The following is a 24,958-nucleotide window of genomic DNA, read 5'->3' as shown; positions in this document are numbered from 1 at the left end:
CCGTTCTCGGCCGGAGGGTGAACAGGCTGCCGTCGGCCGTCGTGGCGCGCAACACAGGAAGCCGCAGTGGAGGACGGGCGAGGCGGTGTCGAGGAGCCTCTACTGGCGGATCTGGCAGGAGCGGGTCGTCCAGCCGTGCGTGTCGCGGCGGTACCGCCAGGCCAGGCCGGCCGCCGGCAGCGCGAACGCGACGCAGGGCAGGGCGCCCCGCAGGAGGATGCTCATGGGCGAGTTCCGGTGCCTGCGATCGGCATGGCCGCACAGACCGCGTCCAGCACACATGCGTAAGGGGTGCCGAAGTCACCCAGTCTGCGCCGCAGTTGCTCCAGGCGGTCGCGGTGCTCGGTGAGCAGGTCCGTGTTACCGGTGCGGGCCGTGAACTCCAGGACGGCGGGCAGGAAGTCCGGCAGTTCCTCGCCGGTGAACTCCATGCCGTACGCCTCGTAGACCTCCTTGAAGCGCACCAGTGACATGCCCCGGCGGCGTGTGTCGCCGTCGTGCCACCGGCTGAGGTAGAGGCTGTGCCGGTTCTTGGAGTCGAAGACCTGCACATAGTGCGCGGCCAGTTCCTGAAGCGGGGTCACCGCCGCGTGGTCGGTGAACTCCCGCAGTTGCGGCGCCGCTTCGCGCAGCAGCGGCAGCCGGGCGACGAAGTCGTCGTCCGGACAGGTGAGGCAGAGCGCCGCCGCCTGGTAGAACACCGCGTCCGTGGACATCAGGTCTCCTTCGCCTCGTCCGGGGTGTCGGCGGTCTGCCGTACGCGCGGCAGGTGGAGGTTCTCCACCGACACCAGGGGGAGCAGTTTCCGGCCCGAGTCCTGGCGGAAGGGTCCGTCGCCGCCCGGGCCGGGGCCGCCGCCGTGGTCGAGGCCGCACCCTTCCGGGAGCGCGGACGCCTCCAGCCGGCGTGCGTCGCCGACCGCCGAGGTCGGGATCACGTACCGGTCCTCGTACTTGACGATCGCCGGCAGCCGGTACAGCGTCTCGATCTCCGCCGAGGTCATGCCCAGCGCGGCGGCGGTCCCCGCGTCCGGCTCCGCGCCGAGGTTGAGCAGGGTGTCGATGGCGGCGAAGGGGTTCTGGGCGTCCTCTCCGTCGTGGCCCGTCCCGGACGGCGCGTGCACCACGGGGGACAGGGGCGGGATGTACCGGACCATGACCCTGTCGTCGCTCCAGCGGTCCCGGTGGAAGAACCGGGCGGCACCGAGCGGCGCCGCACCGGGCTCCCTGGGAGGTGTCTCCGTGTCGGTCACCTGCGCTCCCTCGCTCACCCGTCGCTTCGACGCTAGGGGCGGGCGTGGGAACGCACCTGTCCAGAGGATCCGAACGGGTCACCGGCCGAGCCGCGCGGGCTCACCTGTCCAGGACATCCGCACGTGTCGCCGGGCGGGACACCCGAACGGCTCAGGCCTTGCGGGCGACGGCCCCGTAGACCGGTGCGATGCCCTCCTCCTGGAGGGCCACGTCCTCGAGGTCCGGTCGCCGGCCGGAGACCGGGATCACCCCGGGCCCGAGCAGTTCCAGACCGTCGAAGAAGCGGAGGAAGCCGGTCAGCGGGCGCGGGTGGAAGGGGGTGCCGCCACGCCGGAAGTGCGCGGCCGCCTGCGCGACGGCCCCGGGACTGAGATCGGGGGTGACCTGGGACAGGGTCAGGTGGCTGCCCGGCGCGAGCGCGTCGAGGTACCGCTACCTCGACGACGACCCGGACGGCGACGACGTCCACGGCCTGCTGAACTGGGGTCGCGGACGTCGGCGTGGACGTAGGCGGTGCTGCCCTCGGGCGTGCCGCGCAGCAGGGCCTCCGCGTGCCGCAGCACGATCGGGTCGTTGTCCGCGTACACCACCCTCGACTCCGCCGCGACGCCCTGCGCCGCCTGGTGCAGGTTCGGTTCGGTGGGGGTGCCGGTGCCGGTGCCGATGTCCAGGAACTGCCGGGTCCCCGACTCGGCGACGGCGCGCACGGCCCGCTGCATGAACCGGCGGTTGGCACGCGCCCCGCGCAGCACCGTGCCGTCCACGGCGAGGATCCTCCGGGCGAACTCCTCGTCCACCGGGTAGTCGTCCTTGCCGCCCAGCCACCAGTCGTACACCCGCGCCGGATGCGGCCGGCTGGTGCCGACGGCGGGGAGCGCGGGCTCGGGTGCGCTCACGGTCGCTGCTCCTCAGAGGTCGTCACGGTACTCCCGCAGCAGTTCCTCGGTGCGCTGCGCGGAGGCGGCCCGGGCCGTCATGTGGTCCAGCACCTCCAGGTGGGCGCCGACCTCGTCGCGGGAGTCCAGGTACAGGGCGCCGGTCAGGTACTCGGTGAAGACCATGTCGGGCAGCTCGGGCTCGGCGAACCGGAACAGGGTGAACGGCGCGTACGTCCCCGGGTGCGGGCCGCTCGCGAACTCGGCGATCTGCAGCGTGATCCGGTCGCGCGCGATGAAGGCGAGCAGCTTGTCGACCTGGCCGCGCATCACCTCGCAGTCGGCGCTGACCGGGCGCCGCAGCACCGTCTCGTCCATGATCACCCACAGGTGCGGCGGATCGTCCTGCTCCAGCAGCCCCTGCCGGGTCAGGCGCAGCGACACATGCCGTTCCACGGCCGCGGGGTCACCGTGGCCTATGGTGCCGGCCTCCAGCACGGCCCGCGCGTAGGCCTCGGTCTGCAACAGGCCGGGAACGAAGTGCGGTTCGTAGGAGCGGACCACCCGGGCCGCGCCCTCCAGGCTCACGTACAGACTGAACCAGTCCGGCAGCACGTCGTGGAACCGCTGCCACCAGCCCGGCTGGTTGGCCTCCTCGGCCAGCCGCACGAACGCCGCGTGCTCCTCCTCGGGCACCCCGTACGTCTCCAGCAGCACCTGGACGTAGGGGATCTTCAGCGCGACCTCGGCCATCTCCATCCGCCGCACGGTCGCCTGCGCCACCCGCAACACCCGCGCGGCCTCGTCCCGGCCGAGGCCCGCGGCCTCCCGCAGTTCCTGCAACCGCTTGCCGAGCACGACCTGCCCTACGGTGGGCGCAGCACGCCGCTCACTCACGCCACGCCTCCCCTACGCGCACAAGTACGGGGAGCAGTGTGTCACGCGATGCCGCCTCGCACATCTGGTCGAAGCAACCTCTTGAGTCAACTTGCCAACGACTGCAGGTACTTGGCGGTCGCCGGATCCGCCGGCAGGAACGTCTCGATGGCCAGTTCGGCGACCGTCACGTCCATCGGGGTGTTGAACGTCGAGATGGACGACACGAACGACAGCACCCGGCCCTCGTGCTCGATCCGCATCGGCAGCGCGAACCAGACGGCCGGTTCCGTGGGCCGCCCGTCGTCCGCGCCCGCCGGGGCCGGGTAGGCGGTGACCTCCTCGTACAACTCCCGCAGCGCGTCGCAGCGGTGCAGCGCGATCCGCCGAGCCATCTGCTCCAGCAGGTGTCCACGCCACTCGCGCAGGTTGCGGATGCGCGGTGCCAGGCCCTCGGGGTGCAGGGTCAGCCGCATCGCCTTCGGCGCGGGCGTCAGCAGGGACTCCGGTACCCCCTCCAGCAGCATCGAGATGCCCCGGTTGGCGGCGACCACCGTGTACGTGGCGTCCACCACCAGTGCCGGGTAGGGCTCGTAGCCCTGGATCAGCCGCTGCATGCCGTCGCGGAGCGCGTCCAGCGCGGGGTCCTCCAGCGGGGTCTGCGGGTAGTGCGGGGCGTAACCGGCCGCCAGGAGCAGCGCGTTGCGCTCCCGGACCGGCACGTCCAGGTGCTCGGCCAGGCGCAGCACCATCTCCTCGCTGGGGCGGGACCGGCCGGTCTCGACGAAGCTGATGTGCCGCGCGGAGGAGCCGGCACGCAGTGCCAGCTCCAGCTGGCTGACCCGCCGCCGCTCCCGCCAGGCGCGCAGCAGCGGACCGGCACCCTTCCCGTCGGGGGCGGGCGGGGAGGCGGCGGGGCCGGAGGAGGCAGCGGTCATGCCGACGACCGTAGCCGAGGAGGGTGCGGGGCAGGCGCGCCGCGCGATGCGGGCGCGCCCGCAGGGGCCGGTCGTGGCAGGCTGAACCCACGTACGCCTCCGGGCACCTGAGGGAAGGAAGCCGCACCATGGCCGTCGCACCGCTGGCGCAGCAGGAGATCGAGGACCGGCTGACCGAGCTGCCCGGCTGGTCGCTGGACGGCGACCGGCTCGCCCGCGGCTACCGTCTCGACTCGCACTTCGCAGCCGCCGCGCTCGTCCTGCACATCGCCCGGATCCAGGACGAGCTGGACCACCACTCCGACCTCACCCTCGGCTACCACACGGTCACCCTCACCGTGAACACGCACAGCGTGGGCGGTGCCGTCACCGCCCTGGACTTCGAACTCGCCCGCAGGGTGGAGGACATCGCCCCAGGCCACGGCGCACACTGAGCCATGTGCTCGACCACGACAGGCAAGCCGGTGCCTACGAGGCGACGCGCGGCGGCGAAGCGCGCGCCGAGGCGGCCGCCGACGCCGTCCCCGGCCTGATCCCCGGCCGCCCGGACCGTTTTGGCCGTCTCCTCGCCCTCGCCTGCGGCACCGGCATCGTCACCCGGCGCCTCGCCGCCGCCCGGCTGCCGGGGTCGGTCCTGCTGGCCGACAGCCGCCGACTCCCCTTCACGACGGCACGTTCGGCACGTTCGATGCGGTGAGCACCGTCTGGCTGCTCCACCTCATCGCCGACGCCGCCGAGTGCGCACGGGTGCTGCGGCCCGGCGGGGTGTACGTGACCACCGTCGACAAGCCGCCGCGCACGACGTCGGCGGCGACATCGACGCGGTCCTCGCCGAACGCCCGCGCCGTCCCGCCCCGGACGCGGCCGTCGCCGTCACCGCGCACGCCGCGCTGAGCGGACTGACGCCTGCCGGGCAGGCCGCCTTCCACGGCCACGGGCAGGGCCGCAGCCCCCGCTCCGCCATCGCCCCCGTACCTCCCCGTGGTGGCCGAGACCGTCCGGGTCGGCCCGGCCCTGGACGGCCGGTACCGCCGCCGGCGCGAACCCGCCGATGTGCGGCGGCGCCTGGAGCCGTACGGCTGCGTGAACGCATCGCCCGGACGGTCGCCGAACTGGCCGCGGGGTACGGCGGCTCGGCGGCGGACGGCACCGGCTGACGGGCGGTCACGCGCCCGGCGACGTGTGTGCCGCCGTGCCGCACCGGTTGCGTCCGGTGGCTCGGCGCGCGCTCCGTCGCCTGTGCCCGCCGGAATGCTTGACTGGCCGCGGAACGGGACATTCAGTAACTACTTCACGTCAGGGTGTCACATCGTGCAGACCGTCATGACCGAATCACCGAAGCTCCGATCCGACGCCTTCGACGCGTTGGTCCAGGACATCGTCGGGCCGCTCGCCGACGAGGTGGACCGGACGGGCCGTTTCCCGCGCGAGGGGATCCGGGCACTGGGCGACGCCGGGCTGCTGGGGCTGCTCAGCGCGCGGGAGAACGGGGGAGCGGGCGCGGGACTGCGTGAGGCGGCCCAGGTGATCGAACGGCTCGCGGGTGCGTGCGGGTCGACGGCCATGGTGCTGCTCATGCACTACTCGGCCGTCACCGTCCTCGACCGGCACGCCCCCGAGGACGTCCGGCGCGAGATCGCCGCCGGCCGCCATCTGACCACCCTGGCGTTCTCCGAGCGCGGCTCCCGCAGCCATTTCTGGGCGCCGGTGAGCACCGCCGAGCCCCAGGGCGCCGACGCGGTGCGCCTGGACGCACAGAAGTCCTGGGTCACCTCGGCGGGCGAGGCGGACAGCTACGTCTGGTCCAGCAGGCCGCTGCGGGCGGACGGCCCGATGTCGCTGTGGCTGGTGCCCGCCGGCAGTGCCGGACTCGACGTACACGGCGACTACGACGGGTTCGGCCTGCGCGGCAACGCGTCCAGCCCCGTGTCGGCGACGGCCGTCGCCGTGCCCCGGTCCGCGCTGCTGGGCACCGACGGGCAAGGGCTCGGCACCGCTCTCGAAGTGGTGCTGCCGTGCTTCCTCGTGCTGAGCGCGGCCTTCTCGCTCGGCGTGACCGAGGCGCTGCTCGGCCTCACCTCCGCGCACCTGCGCGACACCCGCCTGGCGCACCTGGACCAGACGCTGGCCCAGCAGCCGACGACCCGCAACCAGTTCGCGGGGCTGCGTCTGCGCGCCGACGCGCTGCGCGCCCTGCTGGACGAGACGCTCACCGCGACGGAGACCGCACGGCCCGAGGCGACGCTGCGGGTGCTGCAGATCAAGGCCCTCGCCGCGGAGACCGCCGCCGAGGTCGCGGACGGCGCGATGCGGCTGTGCGGCGGGGCCGCCTTCCGCCGCGCGACGGGCGTGGAGCGACGGTTCCGGGACGCTCTCGCGGCCCGGGTGATGGCCCCCACCACCGAGGCGCTGCACGACTTCTGCGGCCGTGTGGAACTGGGCCTGCCGCTCTTCGAGGAGGCCTGATGCGAGAGCTGCTCCTCGGCGCAGTCGCCTACGACCCGAAGGTCGTCACCATCTGGTCCGGGTTCCGGTCCTGGCTCCGCACGCAGGGTCTGCCCTTCGACTTCGTGCTCTACGCCCAGTACGAGCGGCAGGCACAGGACCTGGTCGACGGGCGGATCGACGCGGCCTGGCACTCGCCGCTGGCCTGGCTGCGGACCCGCCGGCTGGCCGCCGCGGCGGGCGCGGAGGTCACCCCGCTCGTGATGCGGGACACCGACCGCGACCTGACCTCCGTGGTGGTGGTCCGGGCGGACGGCGAGATCCGCGCGCCGGCCGACCTGAAGGGCCGCAAGGTCGCCGTCGGAGCGGTCGACTCACCCCAGTCGACCCTCATTCCCCTGCACCACCTGGCCGACCTCGGCCTGGCCGCGGGCACCGACTTCGAGGTGCGCCGCCATGACACCGGCGTGGGCCTGCACGGCGACCACATCGGCGGCGAACGCGACGCGGCCCGCGCGCTGACGGCGGGGGAGGCGGACGCCGCCTGCATGATCGACGCCAGCCACCTGCTGTTCGGACAGGAGGGCACCCTGCCGCCCGGCGGCACCCGGCTGCTGTCGCGCACCGAGCCCTACGACCACTGCGTACTGGCGGCCGGACCGTCCCTGGACAAGGAGCCCGGCGACCGGTTCTCGACGCTGCTGCTCTCCATGTCGTACAGCGATCCGGAGGTCCGCCGGCTCCTGGACCTGGAAGGGCTCACCCGGTGGCTGCCCGGCCGGCAGTCCGGCTTCGGCCTGCTGACCGCGGCCGTCGACGCCACCGGCTTCTACGACGCGAGCGGCCGGATCACCGCGGCCGGCTACCGGCCGTGACGGATCCCGGCCCGGTCTCGGCCGACCTCGGCGCGCTCGGCTTCGAGCAGGGCGCGCGGCTGCTGCTGAGCCGCGTCCTGCGGCAGGCACCGCCCGGAACCCGGGTCGAGGTGCTCGGGACGGACCCGGCGCTGCTGCCCCATCTGGCCGTGTGGTGCCGCCACGAGGGGCACGAGCTGGAGGCCGCGGAACCGTGGGAGGCGCCGGTGGTCGCACACGTGCGGGCGGGCCCTGCCGCGGACGCCCGCCTGCACGGGGCCCAACGCGCCGGGGGCGTGTCGGTCAGGGGGATCGCGGACCGGGCGCCCCTGCACTGGGGCCTCGCCGCGCGCGGAGCTTTGGTGGAAGCGGGCGGGCCGGACGTGCCCTTCGCCGTCGTCGACAGGGACGTGGCGTGGACCGATCTCGCGCCCCGCCTGTACCGGCAGGCCGTCGCCGCGCAGTGGGACCCCCACCGCGCGGTGGAGTGGGACGAGGACTTCACCCTGCCCGACGAGATCGAGGCCGCCGTCGTCCAGGTGATGACCTACCTGGTGGAGAACGAGCAGGCCGCCCTGGTGATCCCGGGGCGGCTGCTGGTCCAGGTCCATCCGCACTTCCGCGAGGTGCTCCAGCTGCTCGCGGTGCAGGCGGCCGACGAGGCCAGGCACGTGGAGGTCTTCACCAGGCGGGCGCTGCTGCGCGGCGGCGAGATGGGAACCTCCTCGGTGGGCGGCCGGGCCTCCCTGGCGAGCCTGCTGACCGAACCGGACTTCTCCGTCGCCTCCTTCCTGCTGTCGGTGCTCGGGGAGGGCAGCTTCCTGAACCTGCTGTCCTTCCTGGAGCGGCACGCCCCCGATCCGGTCACCCGCCGCATCAGCCGTCTGGTGCGCCAGGACGAGGCGCGGCACGTGGCGTTCGGTGTCGGGCACCTGGAGCACCGGGCCGCGGTCGACCCGCTGCTGCACGGCCGGCTGCGTGCCGCGGTGGAGCGGCGCCACGACGCCCTGACCGGCACCGCGGGACTCAACCAGGACGTCTCCGACTCCCTGGTGCTGCTCGCCGCCGGCTCCTGGGCGCCAGGGGACATCGCCCGGGGCTGGCAGGCGGTGCAGCGGCTGCGCAACGAGATGGACGAAGGACGCCGCCACCGCCTGGGACGCCTGGGCTTCCCCGACGACGAGGCGGCGGCCCTGTCCGCACTGCACACGCGCAACTTCATGTGACGCTCCGGGGCGGCGCACCCGCACCCGCACCCGGGGCCCGGCTCCGTCCGCGACCGAACGAATGCGCAGGGACCATGACCGACACACCGGAGCCCCCGGGCCGGGGCGACGCTCCGATCTACCTGGACAACAACGCCACCACCCCCGTCGACCCGCGGGTGGTGCAGGCGATGCTCCCCTTCCTGACCGACTGCTTCGGCAACCCGTCCAGCGCACACGCCTACGCGCGGGAACCGCGCACCGCCCTGGCCCGGGCCCGGGAGCAGATCGCCGCGCTCGTCGGAGCCGACCCGCGGGAGGTCGTACTCACCGGCTCCGGATCCGAGGCGAACAACCTCGCGCTGCGCGGCGCCGTCCTCGCCTCCGCCGCCGGCAGACGGCGCGTGATCACGCAGGTCACCGAGCACCCGGCGGTGCTGGAGACCTGCCGTGCCCTGCACCGCCTGCACGGCGTGGACGTGACCTGCCTGCCCGTCGACGGGGAGGGCCTGGTCGATCCCGCCGACCTGGCCGCGACGCTCGACGAGCGGACGGCGGTGGTCTCGGTCATGGCCGCCAACAACGAGACCGGCACCCTGCAACCGGTCGCCGAACTGGCCCGGCTCGCCCACGACCACGGCGCGCTGTTCCACTGCGACGCCGCCCAGGCCGCCGGCAAGGTCCCGGTGGACGTACGGGCGCTCGGCGCCGACCTGCTGACCGTCGTGGGCCACAAGATGTACGCCCCGAAGGGCGTGGCCGCGCTGCGCGTACGGGCCGGCGTCCGCCTCGAACCTCTGGTTCACGGCGGCGGCCAGGAGGGCGGGCTCCGCGCCGGCACCGAGAACGTCGCCCTCGCCGTGGCGCTGGGCGCCGCCGCCGAACTAGCCGCCGCCGAACTCGCCGAGGGCGGTGCCCGGCGCGTCGAGGCACTCCGCGACCGCCTGCACCGGAGCCTCACCGAGGCGCTCCCCGGCCGGGTGCGCCTGAACGGGAGCGTCGTCCACCGCCTGCCCGGCACCCTGAACGTCAGCGTGGAGGGCACCACGGGCCACGACCTGCTCGCCGCCGTGCCGCAGCTCGCCGCCTCCACGGGCTCGGCATGCCACAGCGGGACGCACACGCCGTCACCGGTACTGCGCGCGATAGGCCTCGATGACCCCCGGGCACTGGCCGCCGTGCGGCTGTCGCCGGGACGCTGGACGACACCGGCGGACGTGGACCGGGCGGCCGGGATACTGGCCGGCGCCGCACGCTCGCTCGCCACCGCGGGCCGGGCCGGGGCCGGGTCCGCGGCGCCCTGAACTTGCCGCGGCCCACCCCGCGGGTAGTTTGGAGGGGAGGCCGGGGGCCCTGACGCGAAGGAGCGGGCGGATGGGCGTGAAGCGGTGGGCGGACCTGTGGCCCGTGTACCGGCAGATCACCGGAGCCGACCGGCTGGGCCGGGGCAGGGCCGTCGAGTCGAAGCGGTCCGGGAAGCTCGCGCCCCGCACCGAGGACGCCGACCGGGTCGTGCACTCGGTGTGCCCCTTCTGCGCCGTCGGCTGTGCGCAGAACGTCTACGTCCAGGACGAGCACGTCACCCAGATCGAGGGCAGCCCGGACAGCCCGGTCTCCCGCGGCCGTCTGTGCCCCAAGGGCTCCTCCAGCAAGCAGCTGGTCACCGGACCGCAGCGCGAGGACAAGGTGCGCTACCGGGCCCCGTACGCCACCGAGTGGCAGGACCTGGACCTGGAGACGGCCCTCGACATGGTCGCCGACCGGGTTCTCGACGCCCGCCGCCGGGGCTGGCAGGACACCGACGCACAGGGCAACCCGCTCCGCCGCACCATGGGCTTCGCCAGTCTGGGCGGAGCGGCGCTGGACAACGAGGAGAACTACCTCATCAAGAAGCTGTTCACCGCCCTGGGCGCCCTGCAGATCGAGAACCAGGCGCGCATTTGACACTCCGCCACGGTTCCCGGTCTGGGAACCTCGCTCGGCCGTGGCGGTGCCACGGACACCCCGGAGAGCCTGACGGACGCCGACTGCATCGTCATCATGGGCTCCAACATGGCCGAGGCCCATCCGGTCGCCTTCCAGTGGGTCGTCGAGGCCAGGAAACTCGGGGCCTGGGTGGTCCACATCGACCCCCGGTTCACCCGCACCAGCGCGCACGCCGACCAGCACGTGCGGATCAGGGTGGGCAGCGACATCGCCTTCCTCGGCGGAGTCGTCAACCACATCCTCTCCCACGACCTCCACTTCGAGGAGTACGTACGGGCCTACACCAACGCCACGTTCCTGGTCCGCGAGGACTTCCGGGACACCGAGGACCTGGACGGGCTGTTCAGCGGCTACAACCCGGAGACCGGCACGTACGACAGCAGCAGCTGGGCGTACGAGTGCGTGGGCGGCGAGGGCGACGGCAGGCAGGGCAGCACCCTCATCTCCGCAACCCCCGCGCAGTCGGCGGGCGGCCACGAGGACCTGCCCGGTACCGCCGGCCGGATCGTCACGGACCCCACGATGCGGCACCCGCGCTGCGTGCTCCAGATCCTCAAACGGCACTTCTCCCGGTACACCCCGGAGATGGTGGAGCGGGTCTGCGGCATCCCCCGGCGGCAGTTCCTCGACGTGTGCCGCGCCTGGACCGAGAACTCCGGCCGGGAGCGCACCACTTCGCTCGTCTACAGCGTCGGCTGGACCCAGCACTCCGTCGGCGCCCAGTACATCAGGGCCGGCGCCATCGTCCAGCTGCTGCTGGGCAACATGGGGCGGCCCGGCGGAAGCATCCTGGCGCTGCGCGGTCACGCCAGTATCCAGGGCTCCACGGACATCCCGACCCTGTACAACCTGCTGCCCGGCTACCTGCCGATGCCCAACGTCACCCACACCAGCCTGACCAGGTTCGTGGACGACGTACGCCATGTGATGCGCAAGGGGTACTTCGCGAACGCCAGGACGTACATGGTCTCCCTGCTCAAGGAGTACTGGGGTGACGCGGCCACCGCGGAGAACGACTTCTGCTACGACTGGCTGCCGCGGATCAACGGCGACCACGGCACCTACCGCACCGCGATGGACATGATCGCCGGCACGGTCCACGGCTTCTTCCTGGTCGGGCAGAACCCGGCGGTGGGATCGGCCCACGGACGGCTCCAGCGGCTCGGCATCGCCAACCTGGAGTGGCTGGTCGTCCGCGACCTGGCGATGATCGAGAGCGCGACGGTGTGGAAGGACGCGCCCGAGATCGAGACGGGTGAGATCTCCACCGAGACCTGCAGGACCGAGGTGTTCTTCTTCCCCGCCGCCTCGCACGTCGAGAAGTGCGGCACGTTCACCCAGACCCAGCGCATGGTCCAGTGGCGCGACCAGGCGCTCGAACCGATCGGCGACCGCCGCTCCGACCTGTGGTTCTTCTACCACCTCGGGCGGCTCGTCCGGGAGAAGCTGGCGGGGTCCGAGGACGAACGCGACCGACCGGTCCTCGATCTGGCCTGGGACTACGCGCTGGAGCACGGGGACGAACCGTCCGCCGAGGACGTCCTGCGCCACATCAACGGCATCGACCTCACCACCGGACGGACCGTCAACTCCTACGAGGAGCTCAAGGACGACGGGACCACCGCGTGCGGCTGCTGGATCTACAGCGGCGTCTTCGCGGACGAGACGAACCAGGCCCGCCGCCGCACCTCGCGGTTCGAGCACCCGATCACGGACAACCAGTGGGCCTTCGTGTGGCCGCTCAACCGCAGGGTCCTCTACAACCGGGCCTCCGCCGACCCGGACGGACGGCCGTGGAGCGAGCGCAAGGCCCTGGTCTGGTGGGACGCGGACCGCGGTGAGTGGACCGGCAACGACGTGCCCGACTTCCAGCGCCACAAGCCGCCGCACCACCAGCCGCCGCCGCAGGCGACCGGTACGGACGCGCTGGCCGGGGACGACGCGTTCATCATGATGGGCGACGGGAAGGCGGCGCTGTTCACACCGACCGGCCTGGTCGACGGGCCGCTGCCCACCCACTACGAACCCGAAGAGTCCCCGGTGCGCAACGCCCTCTACACACAGCAGTCCAACCCGACCCGGCTCACCTACCCGCGCACCGACAACCCGTACAATCCCTCGCCCCCCGAGCCGCACACCGACGTGTTCCCGTACGTGTTCACCGCCTCCCGGTACACCGAGCACCACACGGCCGGCGCGATGAGCCGTCAGCTCCCCTGCCTCTCGGAACTCCAGCCGGGACTGACGGTGGAGGTCTCGCCGGAACTCGCCGCCGAGCGCGGGCTGCACCACATGGACTGGGCGCACGTGATCACCAGCCGGACCGCGGTGGAGGCCAAGGTGGTCGTCACCGACCGGCTGGCCCCGCTGCGGCTCGACGGCCACACGGTCCACCAGATCTGGATGCCCTACCACTGGGGCGGCCGCGGCATCACCACCGGCGACGTCGTCAACGACCTGATGGGCGTGGTGGCCGACGCCAACGTACTGATCCAGGAGAGCAAGGTGCTCACCTGCGACATCCGGCCCGGGCGGCGCCCGCGCGGCCCCGCGCTCCTCGCGTACGTCGAGGAGTACCGGCGCCGCGCGGGGATCACCACGAGGACCGGCACCAGCGAGGTGACGGCCCACGGCCACCGGACGGACGGACCGGACGAAGACGGCCGCCCGGCCACCACTGAAGGGCCGGAGGAACCCTGATGAGCGAGCACGAGAACAGCTTCTTCGGCCCGCTGGCGGACCCGGCCGGGGACGCCGGCCACCCCGAGGACCACCCGCCCCGGGTCGGCTTCTTCACCGACACCTCCGTCTGTATCGGCTGCAAGGCGTGCGAGGTGGCCTGCAAGGAGTGGAACGGTGTTCCGACGGACGGCTTCGACCTGCTCGGCATGTCCTACGACAACACCGGCTCGCTCGGCGCCAGCACCTGGCGGCACGTCGCCTTCATCGAGCAGGACCTGCGCCTCGGCGACCAGGACTCCGGCCTGGTCGGCCTGCCCACCGGACCGTCCGGGACGGAGACCACCCGCGAGGTGGTCGCGGAGGCGCTGCAGGACGCGGGCCACCGTGCCGGCGCCGAACTCGGCACGGAGCCGGTCGACCTGGGCTTCCCGAGCTTCGACCTGCCCGGCGCCGGGAGCGGCGCGGAGACCCGCACCGACTTCCGCTGGCTGATGTCGTCGGACGTGTGCAAGCACTGCACCCATGCCGGATGCCTGGACGTCTGCCCCACCGGGGCGCTCTTCCGGACCGAGTTCGGCACCGTCGTCGTCCAGCCCGACATCTGCAACGGCTGCGGCTACTGCGTCTCCGCCTGCCCCTACGGCGTCATCGACCGCCGCCCCGACGACGGCCGGGCCTGGAAGTGCACCCTGTGCTACGACCGGCTCAAGGGAGGTCTGGAACCGGCCTGCGCGAAGGCCTGCCCGACCGACTCCATCCAGTTCGGCGTCCTCGACGAACTGCGCGAGCGCGCCGACGCCCGCCTGGAACAGCTCCACGAGGCAGGCGTGCCCGAGGCCCGGCTCTACGGCCGTGACCCCGACGACGGGGTCGGCGGCGACGGCGCGTTCTTCCTGCTCCTCGACGAGCCGGAGGTCTACGGGCTGCCACCGGACCCGGTCGTCACCACCCGCGACCTGGGATCGATGTGGAAGCACGCGGCGGTTGCGGCGGGGATGATGATGGCCGCGTCCGCCTCGGTGTTCGTCAAGGCAGGCCGTCGATGACCGGACGCGGCGCGGGCGGGAAGCACCGCGGGGGCGGCGCCGGCGAGGAGCCGATGGTCCCGCGCGCGGAGTTCCGTTCCTACTACGGACGTCCGGTGCTGAAGCCGCCGGTCTGGGAGTGGAAGGTCCCCGCCTACCTCCTCGCCGGCGGCCTGTCGGCGGGCGCCGCCCTGCTGGCCGTCGGCGCCGACCTGACCGGGCGGCCCGAGACGCGCAGGTCCTGCCGGGTCGGCAGTTTCGGGGCACTGCTCGCCAGCAGCTACTTCCTCATCGGTGACCTCGGCCGGCCACTGCGCTTCCACCACATGATGCGGGTGGCGAAGCCGAGTTCCCCGATGTCGATGGGCACCTGGATCCTGATGTCCTACGGCCCCGGCTGCTCCCTGGCCGGCATCGCCGAACTCGTGCCGAAGCCCTGGCTGGACCGTGCGGGGCTCACCACCGCCGTGAAGTGGGCCGCCCGGCTCGGCGGCGTCTCCGCGGCCGCGATCGCCCCCGCGCTCGCTTCGTACACGGCCGTGCTGCTCTCCCAGACGGCGGTGCCGGCCTGGCACGAGGCCTACCGGGAGCTGCCGTTCGTCTTCACGGGGTCCGCCGCGGCGAGCGGCGCCGGTCTGGCGATGATCTGCGCCCCGCCGGCGGAGGCGGCCCCGGCCCGCCGGCTGGCTCTCCTCGGGGCCGCGATCGAGCTCGTGGCGGCCCACCGCATCGACCGCAGGCCGCAGTTCGAGACCTCGGCGTTCACCCACGGTGCCGCCCACCGGATGCGCAGGGCGTCGGAGTACCTGACCATCGGCGGGGCGTGCGCCGCCCTCACCTTCGCCCGCCGCAGCCGGGTCGCCGCCGCGCTCGGCGGCCTCGCGCTCCTGGCGGGCAGCGGGTTCCAGCGGTTCGGGACCTTCGAGGCGGGCGTCGCGTCCACGAAGGACCCGGCGTACGTGGTGAAACCACAACGCGAACGCCTCGACGCCCGCCAGGAGTCCGAGGGCGACGCCTGACCCCGTCACGATCAGCACCGGGCACCGATCCCGGCGGGGGCGTGGGCCGTGCGGGGTGCGGCGCGGTTTTTGGGCGCGGTCCGATCCGGGTCGGCGGGCCGGGTGGCGATCCTGGTGGGGGCATGAGCCGGGCAGGTCAGGGAGGGGACGCTCACGGTGCGGCGCGGGCTGCGGAAGCGGTCGCCGACCTAGCCTGGCCGGGTTGCCGTCAGCAGGGCCGGAGCGGAGGTGCACGGGATGGCGCGCGAGCAGGCGGACGCCGGGGCGCCCGTCGACGGGCGGCGCGGACTGCCGCGTACCGATGTGCTGCTGGCCGATCCCCGGCTGACCGCGGCGGCGCGGCGGCTCGGGCGGGAGCTGGTCAAGGACGTGGTCGCGGCAGTGCAGTCCCGGGCCCGGGCGGGCGAGGTACCCGTCGACGAGATCGCCGACCGTGCCGTGGCCGCCCTTCCCGCCACCGCCTGCGCCCTGCGCCCGGTCGTCAACGCCACCGGCGTACTGCTCCACACCAACCTGGGCCGGGCCGCCCTCTCGCCGGCCGCCCGGGACGCCGTACTGGCCGCGTCCGGCACCGCGGACGTCGAACTCGACCTCGTGACCGGGACCCGTTCCCGGCGGGGGCGAGCGGCACTCGACGCCCTGCTGCGCGCCGTGCCGGCCGCCGAGGCCGCCCACGTGGTCAACAACGGCGCGGCGGCGCTCGTCCTGGCCGCGACCGTGCTCGCCCAGGGCCGGGAGATCGTCGTCAGCCGGGGCGAGCTGGTGGAGATCGGGGACGGCTTCCGGCTGCCCGACCTGCTCGTCGCCACCGGCGCCCGGCTGCGCGAGGTCGGCACCACCAACCGCACCACACCCGCCGACTACGCGGCGGCCCTGGGTCCGGAGACCGGCTTCGTCCTGAAGGTCCACCCGTCCAACTTCCGGGTCACCGGTTTCACGCGGGAGACCTTCGTGGCCGAACTGGCCCCGCTCGGCGTGCCCGTGGTCGCCGACATCGGCTCCGGACTGCTCGCCCCGGAACCCGCGCTGCCGGGCGAGCCCGACGCGACGACCTGGCTGCGGGCCGGGGCGTCCCTGGTCACCGCCAGCGGCGACAAGCTGCTCGGCGGACCGCAGTGCGGGCTTGTGCTCGGCGACGCGGAACTGGTGCGGCGGCTGGTCCGGCACCCGCTGGCCCGTGCCCTGCGGGTGGACAAGCTGACCCTTGCCGCCCTGGAGGCGACCGTGCGCGGCCCCCTCTCCCCGACGGTCACCGCGCTGCGCGCCGACCCGGTACGGCTGCGGGAACGCGCCCGGGACCTCGCCGCGGGCCTGCGCGCGGACGGCTTCGACAGCCGTGCCGTCGACACCGAGGCGGTGGTCGGCGGCGGCGGCGCGCCGGGCGTGACGCTGCCGAGCGCCGCCGTCTCGCTGCCCGCCGCCTACGCGGCCCCGCTGCGCGCGACCGACCCCGCCGTCATGGGCCGCGTCGAGGACGGCCGCTGCCTGCTGGACCTGCGGGCGCTGCCGCCGGAGGCCGACGCGCTCGTGGCGCGGGCGGTGCGCCTGGCCGAGGTCCCGCCCGGGGCGGCGGGGCCGGGAACGGGGAGCTGACCCGTGCACGTCGTCGCCACCGCGGGACACGTCGACCACGGCAAGTCCGCGCTGCTGCGCGCCCTGACCGGGATGGAGCCCGACCGCTGGGCGGAGGAACGGCGCCGGGGCATGACACTGGACCTCGGGTTCGTGTGGACGCGCCTGCCCGGCGCGGGTGACATCGCCTTCGTGGACGTACCGGGGCACGAACGCCTCGTGGGCAACATGCTGGCCGGGGTCGGCCCGGTCCCCGCCGTCCTCTTCGTCGTCGCCGCCGACCAGGGCTGGCAACCGCAGTCCGAGGAGCACCTGTGCGTCCTGGACGCGCTCGGGGTACGGCACGGCGTCCTCGCCGTCACCCGCCGCGACCTTGCCGCACCGGACGCGGCCCGCGCCGGGGCGCTCGCCCGGATCGCCCGCTCGTCCCTCGGCGACGTGCCGAGCGTGGCCGTCAGCGCGGTGACGGGTGCCGGCCTGGACGCGCTGCGCGCCGCCCTGGTCCGGATGACCGGCGGCCTGCCCGCCCCCGACCTCACCGCGGACGTACGGCTGTGGGTGGACCGGGCGTTCACGGTGCGCGGCCACGGCACGGTCGTCACCGGCACTCTCGGCGCGGGGACCGTGCGCGTCGGTGACCGGCTCCGGCTCGCCCGCGACGGGCGGACGCTGCGGGTACGCGGGCTGGAGTGCCTCAAGGAGCAGTGCCAGGAGGCCGGCGCGGTCGCACGGGTGGCGGTCAACGTGACCGGGCCGGGCGCCGCGGACCTGCGTCGCGGGGACGCGCTGCTCACCCCGGACCGCTGGCTGATCACCGGCGTCACGGACGTACGCCTGCGCGGCGACGCGGCCCGCGACCTGCCCCGCGACCTCACGCTGCACGCGGGCTCCGCGGCGGTGCCGGTGACGGTCCGTCCGCTCGGCACGGACACCGCCCGCCTGCGACTGGCCGCACCGCTGCCGCTGCGCGTCGGCGACGGCGCGCTGCTGCGCGACCCCGGGCTGCACCGTGTCCCGGCCGGGGTCACCGTGCTCGACGTCCGCCCGCCGCGGCTTGCCCGGCGCGGTGCGGCGGCGGCCCGGGCCAGGGAACTGGGGGCGGTCGCCGAACACGCCGACGGCGCGGGAGAACTGCGCCGACGCGGTCTCATCCACCGCTCCGAGCTGCTCGCCATGGGCGTGCGGCCCCCCGTGGAACCGGTCGCGGGGGAGTGGCTGGCGGACCCGGCCCACTGGGCGGCGCTGCGCGAGCGCCTGGCCGAGGCGGTCGAGGAGTACGCCGTCCGCAACCCCCTCGAACCCGGCATGCCCCTGGAGGCGGCCCGCCGGACGCTCGCACTGCCGGACCGCGGCCTCGTCGACGCGCTCCGGGCACACTGCCCCGCCCTGCGGTACCGCGACGGCCGGCTCTACGGCAGCCACGGCGGCCCCACCCTGCCGCCCGCGGCCGAGGCCGCGGTGGCAGCCGTACGCGCGGACCTCGCGCGTGCTCCGTTCCACGCCCCGGACGCCGGGCGGCTGCGCGAACTCGGCCTCACTCCCCAGCTGCTGGCGGCCGCCGAGGCCGCGGGAACCCTGCTGCGGATCGGCCCGGGGATCGTGCTGCTTCCGGACGCGGACGTACGGGCCGCGGCCGTCCTCGCCCGGCTGGCGCAGCCGTTCACCACCAGCCAGGCACGCCGGGCGCTGGACACCACGCGCCGGGTCGCCGTTCCGCTGCTGGAACACCTGGACCGGCACGGTCACACCGTGCGGGTGGACGCCGCGCTGCGCCGCTGCCCCGCACCCGGCCCGGACGGCCGGTGACGGGGCCCGAACGCGCCGGCCGGCGGAGACGGACGGGAATCGAACCCGCCTGCCCGAGTTGCTCGGACACCTCGGTTTTGAAGACCGGGAGGGCCACCAGGCACCCTTACGTCTCCCCGTCGGGCCATCGAACCGTCGCATTCCCGGGCAAGTCAACGCGCCACACGGCGCTCCCCCTCACCCGCAAGGACTGATGCACCCATGACCGACATCCGGACCGGTGTCCAGGAGCCACTGCAGCAGGGCCCCGCGCGGCTCACGCAGTACGCCCACGGCGGCGGTTGCGCCTGCAAGATTCCCCCCGGCGAACTCGAGGAGATCGTCGCCGCGCTGACGGTCCCGGGGACGCCCGGCGTCGCGAGGGGCGACCTGCTCGTGGGGCTCGAAGCCGGTGACGACGCGGCGGTCGTCCGGCTGCCGGGCACCTCCGGGGCGACCGCCGCCGTCGCCACGGCGGACTTCTTCACACCGGTGGTCGACGATCCCTACGACTGGGGCCGCATCGCCGCCGCCAACGCGCTCTCCGACGTCTACGCCATGGGCGGCACCCCGCTCGTGGCGGTCAACCTCCTGTGCTGGCCCCGGGACGTGCTTCCGTTCGACCTGGCACGAGAGGTGCTGCGCGGCGGACTGGACATCGCCGCGGCGGCGGGCTGTGTCGTGGCGGGCGGCCACAGCGTGGACGATCCGGAACCCAAGTACGGCATGGCGGTTACCGGCACCGTCGATCCGGACCGCCTCCTGCGCAACGACGCGGGACGGCCGGGGACGCCACTGTCGCTGACCAAACCACTGGGGCTGGGAGTCCTCAACAACCTGCACAAGGCGACCGGCGAGGTCTTCCCGCAGGCGATCGAGACGATGGTGGCGCTCAACCGCGACGCGGCCCGCGCCGCGCTGGCCGCGGGGGCGGTCTGCGCCACCGACGTCACCGGCTTCGGCCTGCTGGGACACCTGTACAAGCTCGCCCGCGCATCGGACGTGACGGCCGTCGTGGACTCCGCCGCGGTGCCGTTCCTCGACGGTGCCCGGGAGGCCGCCCGCACCGGACACATCAGCGGCGGCACCCGCCGCAACCTCGCATGGGTCACCCCGCACACCGACTTCGGCGGCACCGACGACCTGACCCGGCTCCTCCTCGCCGACGCCCAGACCTCCGGCGGCCTCCTCGTCGCCGGCGAGGTCCCCGGCGCCCCGGTCGTCGGCGAACTGGTCCCGCCGGGACCGCACCGGCTGGTCGTACGCTGACCGGACCCGTCGAGCGGCCGGAGGGCGGGGCAGCGGCCCGGGGCCGTTCCGGTGTGAGCGGAAAGCGCCTTCCGGCCGGTGCGAGAGGTGCCGGGCCCCGTGCGAGGGGCCCGGCAAGCAGGTGCGGGCGCAGCGCGCCCTCGCCAGGCTCGGCGCGATCCCGCACGTCTGCAACTACCTGGACGCCGGGCACCACGGCCGGCTCGCCTGGGACGACAACTTCGCCCCCGCGGCCGCCATCGTCAAGCAGGCGGCCACCAGCGCGGGCGCGACCGCCGACGACGTGGCCGGCTTCATCACCGACACGGCCAGCCACAGCGCCCTGAAGGAGACCAACTTCACCGCCAACGACACGGTGAACGGCACCTCCGTCCGCCAGTCGCTGGTCTCGGTCGGCTTCAACTCCGGCATCGGCATGCCGATCGACACCTTCCGCAACGGCTGGGGCGGCAGCGCCCGCCCGGCCGGACCCGGCGCGAGGACCAGCGTGGACAGCTATGTCGACGGCGGGCGCTACGACCGCCGGATCCACATCGGCAACTGGTGCAACCAGTCCGGAGCCGGTCTCGGCGAGCGTCCGCAGGCCAGCCCCGTCACCGGGATCGACGCCTACGTCTGGATCAAGCCTCCGGGCCAGTCCGACGGGTCCAGCACCGCCATCGCCGACGACGAGGACAAGGGCTTCGACCGGATGTGCGGCCCGACCTGCACGGGCAACGCCCGCAACGGCGACGACCTCTCGGGCGCGCTGCCCAACGCGCCGCTGTCCGGGCACTGGTTCTCCGCCCGGTTCCAGCAGCTGATGGCGAACGCCTGCCCGCCGCTGTCCTGGGACGGCGGCCGTCCGTTGGGGTCAGCCCCGGGAGTCCAGGGCCAGGCCCCGGCGGACGGCGCGCTCGACCGGCGAGTGGTTCCCGTCGGGGCGGTCCAGCTCCAGGGGCGCGTTCAGGTACAGCGGCGGCTGGGCCAGGAAGCGCGGACGGGTGCCGTGGTTCGGCTGCGCGGCATGGACGAGGAAGGGGTGGCACAGGTAGACGTCGCCCGGCCGGCCGGTGGCGAGAGCGACCGGCCGGTGCGCGGAGGCCGCCGCCACCTGTGCGCCGAGCTCCCGCAGCGTGGCACCCCGGGCGCCGTAGGGCTGCAGGATCCGGGGCACGTCCAGGTGCGAGCCGACCCGGATCCGGGTCGGGGCGTCCTGGTCGGTCACCTCGCTGAACAGGAACAGCATCAGCAGGGCGCGCTCCCTGGACCACAGGTTGGCGTACCAGTCGGTGGCACCCTCCGGCATGAAGCTCGTGTCGATGTGCCAGCCCGCGTCGTCCGGCTCCTCCCGGTGCGGGAACCTCAGCGGAAAGGCGCCCAGCGAGTAGCGAGGGTCCCAGCGCCGCTCACCGACCAGCAGGTCGAACGCCTCATGCAGCACATGGGAGTTGGGCGCGGCGGCGAACGGGCCGTCGGCCAGTCCGCCGACCCGGACCACCGGGTCCTTCCAGGTGGCCGGGTCCTCGGCGTCGTACCCCGTCTCCCGCCACAGCCGCCGGGCGCAGCCCTCGGCGACACGGGGTGCGACGGCGCCCTCGATCTTCACGAAGCCGTCGGTCACGAAGCGCTCGGCCAGCTCGTCGTCCATCCGGCCATCGTGGCCCGCCGGCCTTGCCGTCCGCATCCTGTTTTTTGCCGCCCCGGCAACGGGACTGGCCTTCGGGGGGCATGTCGGCGCAGGCTGGCGGCACCCGGACGAGAGGCCGCTCCCATGGCGCACGATCACCACCACCAGCACACCGACAGCCGTGCCCACCCGCACTCCCACACGGACATCGACTGGGCCGAGATGGCCCCGCACCTGGAATCGCAGGCGGAGCTGTTCGCCCCGCTCTACGAGAACGCCCTGGGCTGGCTCGGCACGGAGGTCACCGAGCCGGGGCTGATCGTCGACGCGGGCAGCGGGCCCGGTGTGGTGTCGTGCCTGTTCGCCGAGGCCTTCCCGGGCGCCCGGGTGGTGGCCGTGGACGGCAGCGAACCGCTCCTGGACCTGGCCACGGCCCGCGCGGCGCGCCTGGGCGTCGCGGACCGCTTCGGCGTCCTCGCCGGTGAACTCCCCGGCGTGCTGGACAAGCTGGAGTACCCGGCGGACCTCCTGTGGGCCGGGCACAGCCTGCACCACCTCGGCGACCAGCGGGCGGCGCTCACCGCCTTCGGCGAGCGGCTGGCCCCGGGTGGCACCCTGGCCATCCTCGAAGGGGGGCTGCCCAGCCGCTTCCTGCCCCGTGACCTCGGCTTCGGACGGCCCGGGCTCCAGGCACGGCTGGACGCGCTCCAGGAGGAGTGGTTCGCGCGGATGCGCGCCGACCTGGCGGGAACCGTCGCCGAGCCCGAGGACTGGCCCGCGCTGCTCGGCTCCGCCGGGCTCAGGTACGCCCGCAGCCGCACCTTCCTCATCGACCTGCCCGCCCCGGCCTCCGGCAAGGCCCGCGCCTACGTGACCGAGATCCTCTCCCGGCTGCGGGACACGGTCGGCGAAGGGCTTGACGCCGATGACCGTGCCACCCTGGACCGCCTCCTCGACCCGGCGGACCCGGCGAGCGCGCACCGCAGGCCGGACGTGTTCGTCCTGGGCGCCCGCACCGTGCACACGGCGGTACGGCCCGTCCGGCGGCGGCGGGCCGCGCCGGCCCGGAGGCTTCGGGAAGCCGCGGTGCCGGATTGAGCAACGCCCATGACGCGGACGGCGGTTGACATCGAGAGCACTCGAAGTGATGGACTCCGGGTCGATCGTCCAGTCACCAGGGGGAAACATCATGACCGACTCTCCGGTCGCGCTCGTCACCGGTGGCGGCAGCGGCATCGGCGCCGCCGTCGCACGGCAACTGCTCGACGCCGGTCACCGGGTGGCCGTCACCGGCCGCGGTGAGCGGCGGCTGCGCGCCTTCGCCCGCGAACTCGGCGACCCGGACGGCCTGTTGACCGTCGTGGGGGACACCGCCGAGTACGCCGACGTGCAGGCGGCGGTCGAGCGCACGCTCAAGACGTACGGCAGGCTCGACACAGTCGTCGCCAACGCCGGCTTCGCCACCCATGACACCGTGGTGGACGGCGACCCGGCGGGCTGGCCCGAGATGATCCTCACCAACGTCCTCGGCCCCGCCCTGCTGATCCGGGCCTCCGTCGACGCCCTGAAGGCGAGCCGGGGCCGGATCGTGCTGGTCGGCAGCGTCGCCGGGTTCGTGAACACGCCCGGCAACCTGTACGGCGCGACCAAGTGGGCGGTCACCGGGCTCGCGGAGAACACCCGCCGCCAGGTCACCGACTTCGGCATCGGCGTCACGCTGGTCGCGCCGGGCCGGGTGGAGACCCCGTTCTGGGAGGCCAACGGCAGCCTGCCGCCCGGTCTTCTGCTGACCGCCGACCAGATCGCCGACTCGGTGGTGTGGGCGATCCGGCAGCCGGCCGGCGTGGACGTCAACACCCTCGTCGTACGGCCGCTGGGGCAGCCCAACTGACCTGTCCAGGGCTGGTCCCGGCCTGTCCGGGACCAGCCCGCTCCCGGCCTGTCAGTTGGCGCTCAGGAACTGCTTCGCCAACTGGTCACCTAGAGACACCGCCGCGCTGTGGCTCTCGATGGGGGAGACCTTGGAGTTCTTGAACAGGATGTAGGTCACGCCGGAGTCGGTGCCGCCGGTCTCCGGGTCGGGGTCGATGCCCAGGGCCTGGGCGGTGGCGTAGGACGCCTCGCCGATGATCTGCGTGGGGCCGGTGTCGCCGACCACCGCGTACTCCACCTTGTTGTTGTAGATGACGGCCACCACGCCGCCGCCCTTGATGCCGGCGCTGGAGTAGTTCCATATGCTGCTGGAGCTGGGCACCACCACGTAGGGCAGGGTCTCCGCCTTCAGCGGGCTGCCGTCGGACTGGTGGAAGGCCGTGTCGTCCTGGTACCAGGGATCGCGGTCCTCGTTGCAGTTGGTGGTGCGCTGGCCGTCGCAGTCGATGTCCATGTCGGACTTCCAGAACACCGCGCCGTTCTTGCCGCACACGGGGACCGTGGCCGAGGTCTCGTCGTCGGTCCGGTACTTGCCGTTGGAGATCTGGGAGCAGGAGGTCACCTTGGCGAGCAGGTCGGCCGCGCTGACCGAGCCCTCCTGGGCGGACTTCGGGACGGTGGCGCCGGACGCGCTCGCGGGAAGCACTCCGGCGGCCAGCAGTGCGGCCCCGGAGGCCGCGGCGAGGGTCAGTGTTCGGATGCGCACTGTGGGGGTCCCCTTCTGTTAGGAAAGTTTCCTGACCGGGTGCCGTACAAGGTGGCCCCAGCTGCATGTCCGCGTCAACCCCTGAGTGTGAACTCGGGGAATTGTCATGCATTGCGGGCGAATGAGCCCCGGGGAACACTGGTGGTGCAGGACATTCCGAACATTTACGCAGGAGCCGCGCGCGGGTTGGGTGGTGGCTCCGGTGGCTCCTGGGAGACGAGGGGTCATGTTCGTACGTACCGTGTACGTCACCGGCGATCCGGCGCGGATCGACGCGGCCGTCCGGGCGCTGAACAGCGAGGGGCGCAGTCTGCTGGAGGAGCGCCCCGGGTACCGGGGTGCGGGCGTCTTCGTCGACCGGGAGCTGGGCAAGCTGCTGGCGGTGAGCTGGTGGGGCTCCGAGGAGGCACGGCGCAACAGCGACCAGGTGATGCGCGAGCGGCGCGGGCCGATGCTGGAGCCGTTCGCGGGCACCGTCACCGTCGAGAACTACGAGGTGGCCGTCTTCCGCTCGGCGCAGCCGCCGAGGGTGGGCGGCGGAGTGCGGACGACCAGGGTGGAGTTCGACCCGTCCGACGCGGACCTGTTCGTCGAGACGTTCCGCGCGTCGGCGATACCCCGCCTGGAGACGCTGCCCGGGTTCGCACGGTGCGCCCTGTTCGTGGACCGGGAGCTGGGCCGGGGCCTGGCCGGTGTGCTCTTCGTCGACCGCGCCTCGATGGCCGCGTCCCGCGGCTGCCAGGCGGCCGCGCGGCGACAGGACGTGGCCAAGGCGCATGTGACCGTGATCGCCCTGGAGGAGTTCGAGGTCGTCCACGCGGACATGCACTCCGACTGACGGTCCCCCGCACGGGCGTCGGGGAACGCGGACGGGGGGGGCCGCCCCCCCACGGCGCGGCGGGCGGGGGGCGGCGCGGCGGGGGGCGG

20 protein-coding genes, 1 tRNA gene and 5 pseudogenes are annotated in these 24,958 nt (G+C 73.7%); 16 read left to right on the top strand and 10 right to left on the bottom strand.

All coding sequences use genetic code 11. The features are described 5' to 3' along the window. Positions 1-99: 99 nt before the first annotated feature. The 7 genes and pseudogenes from ACFXI4_RS12875 to ACFXI4_RS12845 all read right to left on the bottom strand — a co-directional run bounded on the left by ACFXI4_RS12875 (position 100) and on the right by ACFXI4_RS12845 (position 3,942). Complete coding sequence (locus ACFXI4_RS12875) at positions 100-225, bottom strand: respiratory nitrate reductase subunit gamma (protein WP_384989937.1); 126 nt, start codon at positions 223-225, stop codon at positions 100-102. After that, positions 222-716 carry a nitrate reductase molybdenum cofactor assembly chaperone gene (narJ, locus tag ACFXI4_RS12870; RefSeq protein WP_384989936.1) on the bottom strand — a complete coding sequence of 165 codons (495 nt, stop codon included), beginning with the start codon at positions 714-716 and terminating at the stop codon, positions 222-224. Before narJ ends, ACFXI4_RS12875 begins: the two co-directional genes overlap by 4 nt. Further along, positions 716-1,156: pseudogene (gene narY / locus ACFXI4_RS12865) on the bottom strand (nitrate reductase subunit beta); the annotation flags it as partial. The gene narJ and the pseudogene narY, both read right to left, overlap by 1 nt. A 247-nt stretch (positions 1,157-1,403) precedes the next feature. After that, positions 1,404-1,685, bottom strand: a pseudogene (locus ACFXI4_RS12860) (SAM-dependent methyltransferase); the annotation flags it as partial. A 53-nt stretch (positions 1,686-1,738) separates the two neighbouring features. Then, a pseudogene (locus ACFXI4_RS12855) lies at positions 1,739-2,149 on the bottom strand (SAM-dependent methyltransferase); the annotation flags it as partial. A gap of 12 nt (positions 2,150-2,161) precedes the next feature. Continuing rightward, positions 2,162-3,025: a helix-turn-helix domain-containing protein gene (locus tag ACFXI4_RS12850; RefSeq protein WP_384989935.1), complete on the bottom strand. Its 864-nt coding sequence runs from the start codon at positions 3,023-3,025 to the stop codon at positions 2,162-2,164. A gap of 86 nt (positions 3,026-3,111) precedes the next feature. Further along, entirely contained in the window at positions 3,112-3,942 is an 831-nt protein-coding gene (locus ACFXI4_RS12845; protein WP_384989933.1) for a helix-turn-helix domain-containing protein, read from the bottom strand. 128 nt (positions 3,943-4,070) lie between these two features. On the opposite strand from ACFXI4_RS12845, the gene ACFXI4_RS12840 reads away from it, so the two are divergent. The 11 genes and pseudogenes from ACFXI4_RS12840 to ACFXI4_RS12790 all read left to right on the top strand — a co-directional run bounded on the left by ACFXI4_RS12840 (position 4,071) and on the right by ACFXI4_RS12790 (position 18,536). Beyond that, positions 4,071-4,376 carry a 4a-hydroxytetrahydrobiopterin dehydratase gene (locus tag ACFXI4_RS12840; RefSeq protein ID WP_384989932.1) on the top strand — a complete coding sequence of 102 codons (306 nt, stop codon included), beginning with the start codon at positions 4,071-4,073 and terminating at the stop codon, positions 4,374-4,376. A gap of 5 nt (positions 4,377-4,381) precedes the next feature. Further along, positions 4,382-5,099 (top strand): annotated as a pseudogene (locus ACFXI4_RS12835) (class I SAM-dependent methyltransferase). A gap of 166 nt (positions 5,100-5,265) precedes the next feature. Further along, on the top strand, positions 5,266-6,408 hold the full coding sequence (locus ACFXI4_RS12830; RefSeq protein ID WP_384989930.1) for an acyl-CoA dehydrogenase family protein: 1,143 nt from the start codon (positions 5,266-5,268) through the stop codon (positions 6,406-6,408). Beyond that, positions 6,408-7,262: a phosphate/phosphite/phosphonate ABC transporter substrate-binding protein gene (locus ACFXI4_RS12825; RefSeq protein ID WP_384989929.1), complete on the top strand. Its 855-nt coding sequence runs from the start codon at positions 6,408-6,410 to the stop codon at positions 7,260-7,262. Before ACFXI4_RS12830 ends, ACFXI4_RS12825 begins: the two co-directional genes overlap by 1 nt. Further along, positions 7,259-8,467 (top strand): ferritin-like domain-containing protein, encoded by a 1,209-nt coding sequence (locus ACFXI4_RS12820; RefSeq protein ID WP_384989927.1) that lies wholly within the window; start codon positions 7,259-7,261, stop codon positions 8,465-8,467. Before ACFXI4_RS12825 ends, ACFXI4_RS12820 begins: the two co-directional genes overlap by 4 nt. Before the next feature lie 74 nt (positions 8,468-8,541). After that, on the top strand, positions 8,542-9,750 hold the full coding sequence (locus ACFXI4_RS12815) for a cysteine desulfurase family protein (RefSeq protein WP_384989926.1): 1,209 nt from the start codon (positions 8,542-8,544) through the stop codon (positions 9,748-9,750). A gap of 70 nt (positions 9,751-9,820) precedes the next feature. Continuing rightward, a complete protein-coding gene (gene fdh / locus ACFXI4_RS12810) occupies positions 9,821-13,132 on the top strand; it encodes a formate dehydrogenase (protein ID WP_384989924.1) in 3,312 nt (1,103 codons plus the stop codon). After that, complete coding sequence (locus ACFXI4_RS12805; RefSeq protein WP_362727026.1) at positions 13,132-14,160, top strand: 4Fe-4S dicluster domain-containing protein; 1,029 nt, start codon at positions 13,132-13,134, stop codon at positions 14,158-14,160. Before fdh ends, ACFXI4_RS12805 begins: the two co-directional genes overlap by 1 nt. After that, the gene (gene nrfD / locus ACFXI4_RS12800; protein ID WP_384989922.1) at positions 14,157-15,158 is read left to right on the top strand and encodes an NrfD/PsrC family molybdoenzyme membrane anchor subunit; all 1,002 of its coding nucleotides are present in this window, start codon (positions 14,157-14,159) and stop codon (positions 15,156-15,158) included. Before ACFXI4_RS12805 ends, nrfD begins: the two co-directional genes overlap by 4 nt. A gap of 237 nt (positions 15,159-15,395) precedes the next feature. Beyond that, a complete protein-coding gene (gene selA, locus ACFXI4_RS12795; RefSeq protein ID WP_384989920.1) occupies positions 15,396-16,751 on the top strand; it encodes an L-seryl-tRNA(Sec) selenium transferase in 1,356 nt (451 codons plus the stop codon). Positions 16,752-16,754: 3 nt separating this feature from the next. Then, entirely contained in the window at positions 16,755-18,536 is a 1,782-nt protein-coding gene (locus ACFXI4_RS12790) for a SelB C-terminal domain-containing protein (protein ID WP_384989918.1), read from the top strand. A 23-nt stretch (positions 18,537-18,559) separates the two neighbouring features. Here ACFXI4_RS12790 and ACFXI4_RS12785 read toward each other — a convergent pair. Then, positions 18,560-18,652: transfer RNA gene (locus ACFXI4_RS12785), tRNA-Sec, on the bottom strand. Positions 18,653-18,737: 85 nt separating this feature from the next. On the opposite strand from ACFXI4_RS12785, the gene selD reads away from it, so the two are divergent. Both selD and ACFXI4_RS12775 read left to right on the top strand, forming a co-directional pair. Next, positions 18,738-19,784: a selenide, water dikinase SelD gene (selD, locus tag ACFXI4_RS12780; RefSeq protein WP_384989917.1), complete on the top strand. Its 1,047-nt coding sequence runs from the start codon at positions 18,738-18,740 to the stop codon at positions 19,782-19,784. A 136-nt stretch (positions 19,785-19,920) separates the two neighbouring features. After that, positions 19,921-20,610 (top strand): annotated as a pseudogene (locus ACFXI4_RS12775) (glycoside hydrolase family 6 protein); the annotation flags it as partial. A 27-nt stretch (positions 20,611-20,637) separates the two neighbouring features. Here the strand turns inward: ACFXI4_RS12775 and ACFXI4_RS12770 are convergent. Beyond that, the gene (locus tag ACFXI4_RS12770) at positions 20,638-21,414 is read right to left on the bottom strand and encodes a phytanoyl-CoA dioxygenase family protein (protein ID WP_384990044.1); all 777 of its coding nucleotides are present in this window, start codon (positions 21,412-21,414) and stop codon (positions 20,638-20,640) included. Positions 21,415-21,537: 123 nt separating this feature from the next. On the opposite strand from ACFXI4_RS12770, the gene ACFXI4_RS12765 reads away from it, so the two are divergent. Together ACFXI4_RS12765 and ACFXI4_RS12760 are read left to right on the top strand one after the other, a co-directional pair. Further along, complete coding sequence (locus ACFXI4_RS12765) at positions 21,538-22,491, top strand: class I SAM-dependent methyltransferase (protein WP_384990042.1); 954 nt, start codon at positions 21,538-21,540, stop codon at positions 22,489-22,491. Between the two features lie 91 nt (positions 22,492-22,582). Further along, positions 22,583-23,284, top strand: coding sequence for an SDR family oxidoreductase (locus tag ACFXI4_RS12760; RefSeq protein WP_362729968.1), 702 nt, complete (start codon positions 22,583-22,585; stop codon positions 23,282-23,284). A gap of 51 nt (positions 23,285-23,335) precedes the next feature. Here ACFXI4_RS12760 and ACFXI4_RS12755 read toward each other — a convergent pair whose 3' ends face one another. Then, positions 23,336-24,031 carry a glycoside hydrolase family 75 protein gene (locus ACFXI4_RS12755; RefSeq protein ID WP_384989915.1) on the bottom strand — a complete coding sequence of 232 codons (696 nt, stop codon included), beginning with the start codon at positions 24,029-24,031 and terminating at the stop codon, positions 23,336-23,338. Between the two features lie 226 nt (positions 24,032-24,257). Here ACFXI4_RS12755 and ACFXI4_RS12750 point away from each other — a divergent pair, with 226 nt between their 5' ends. Next, on the top strand, positions 24,258-24,869 hold the full coding sequence (locus tag ACFXI4_RS12750) for a hypothetical protein (protein ID WP_384989913.1): 612 nt from the start codon (positions 24,258-24,260) through the stop codon (positions 24,867-24,869). Positions 24,870-24,958: the final 89 nt, after the last annotated feature.

This window comes from Streptomyces sp. NPDC059224 (genome assembly GCF_042754285.1).
Taxonomy (GTDB): domain Bacteria; phylum Actinomycetota; class Actinomycetes; order Streptomycetales; family Streptomycetaceae; genus Streptomyces.
The sequence above is the reverse complement of the archived record's forward strand: the minus strand, read 5'-3'. Positions and strand labels throughout refer to the sequence as shown.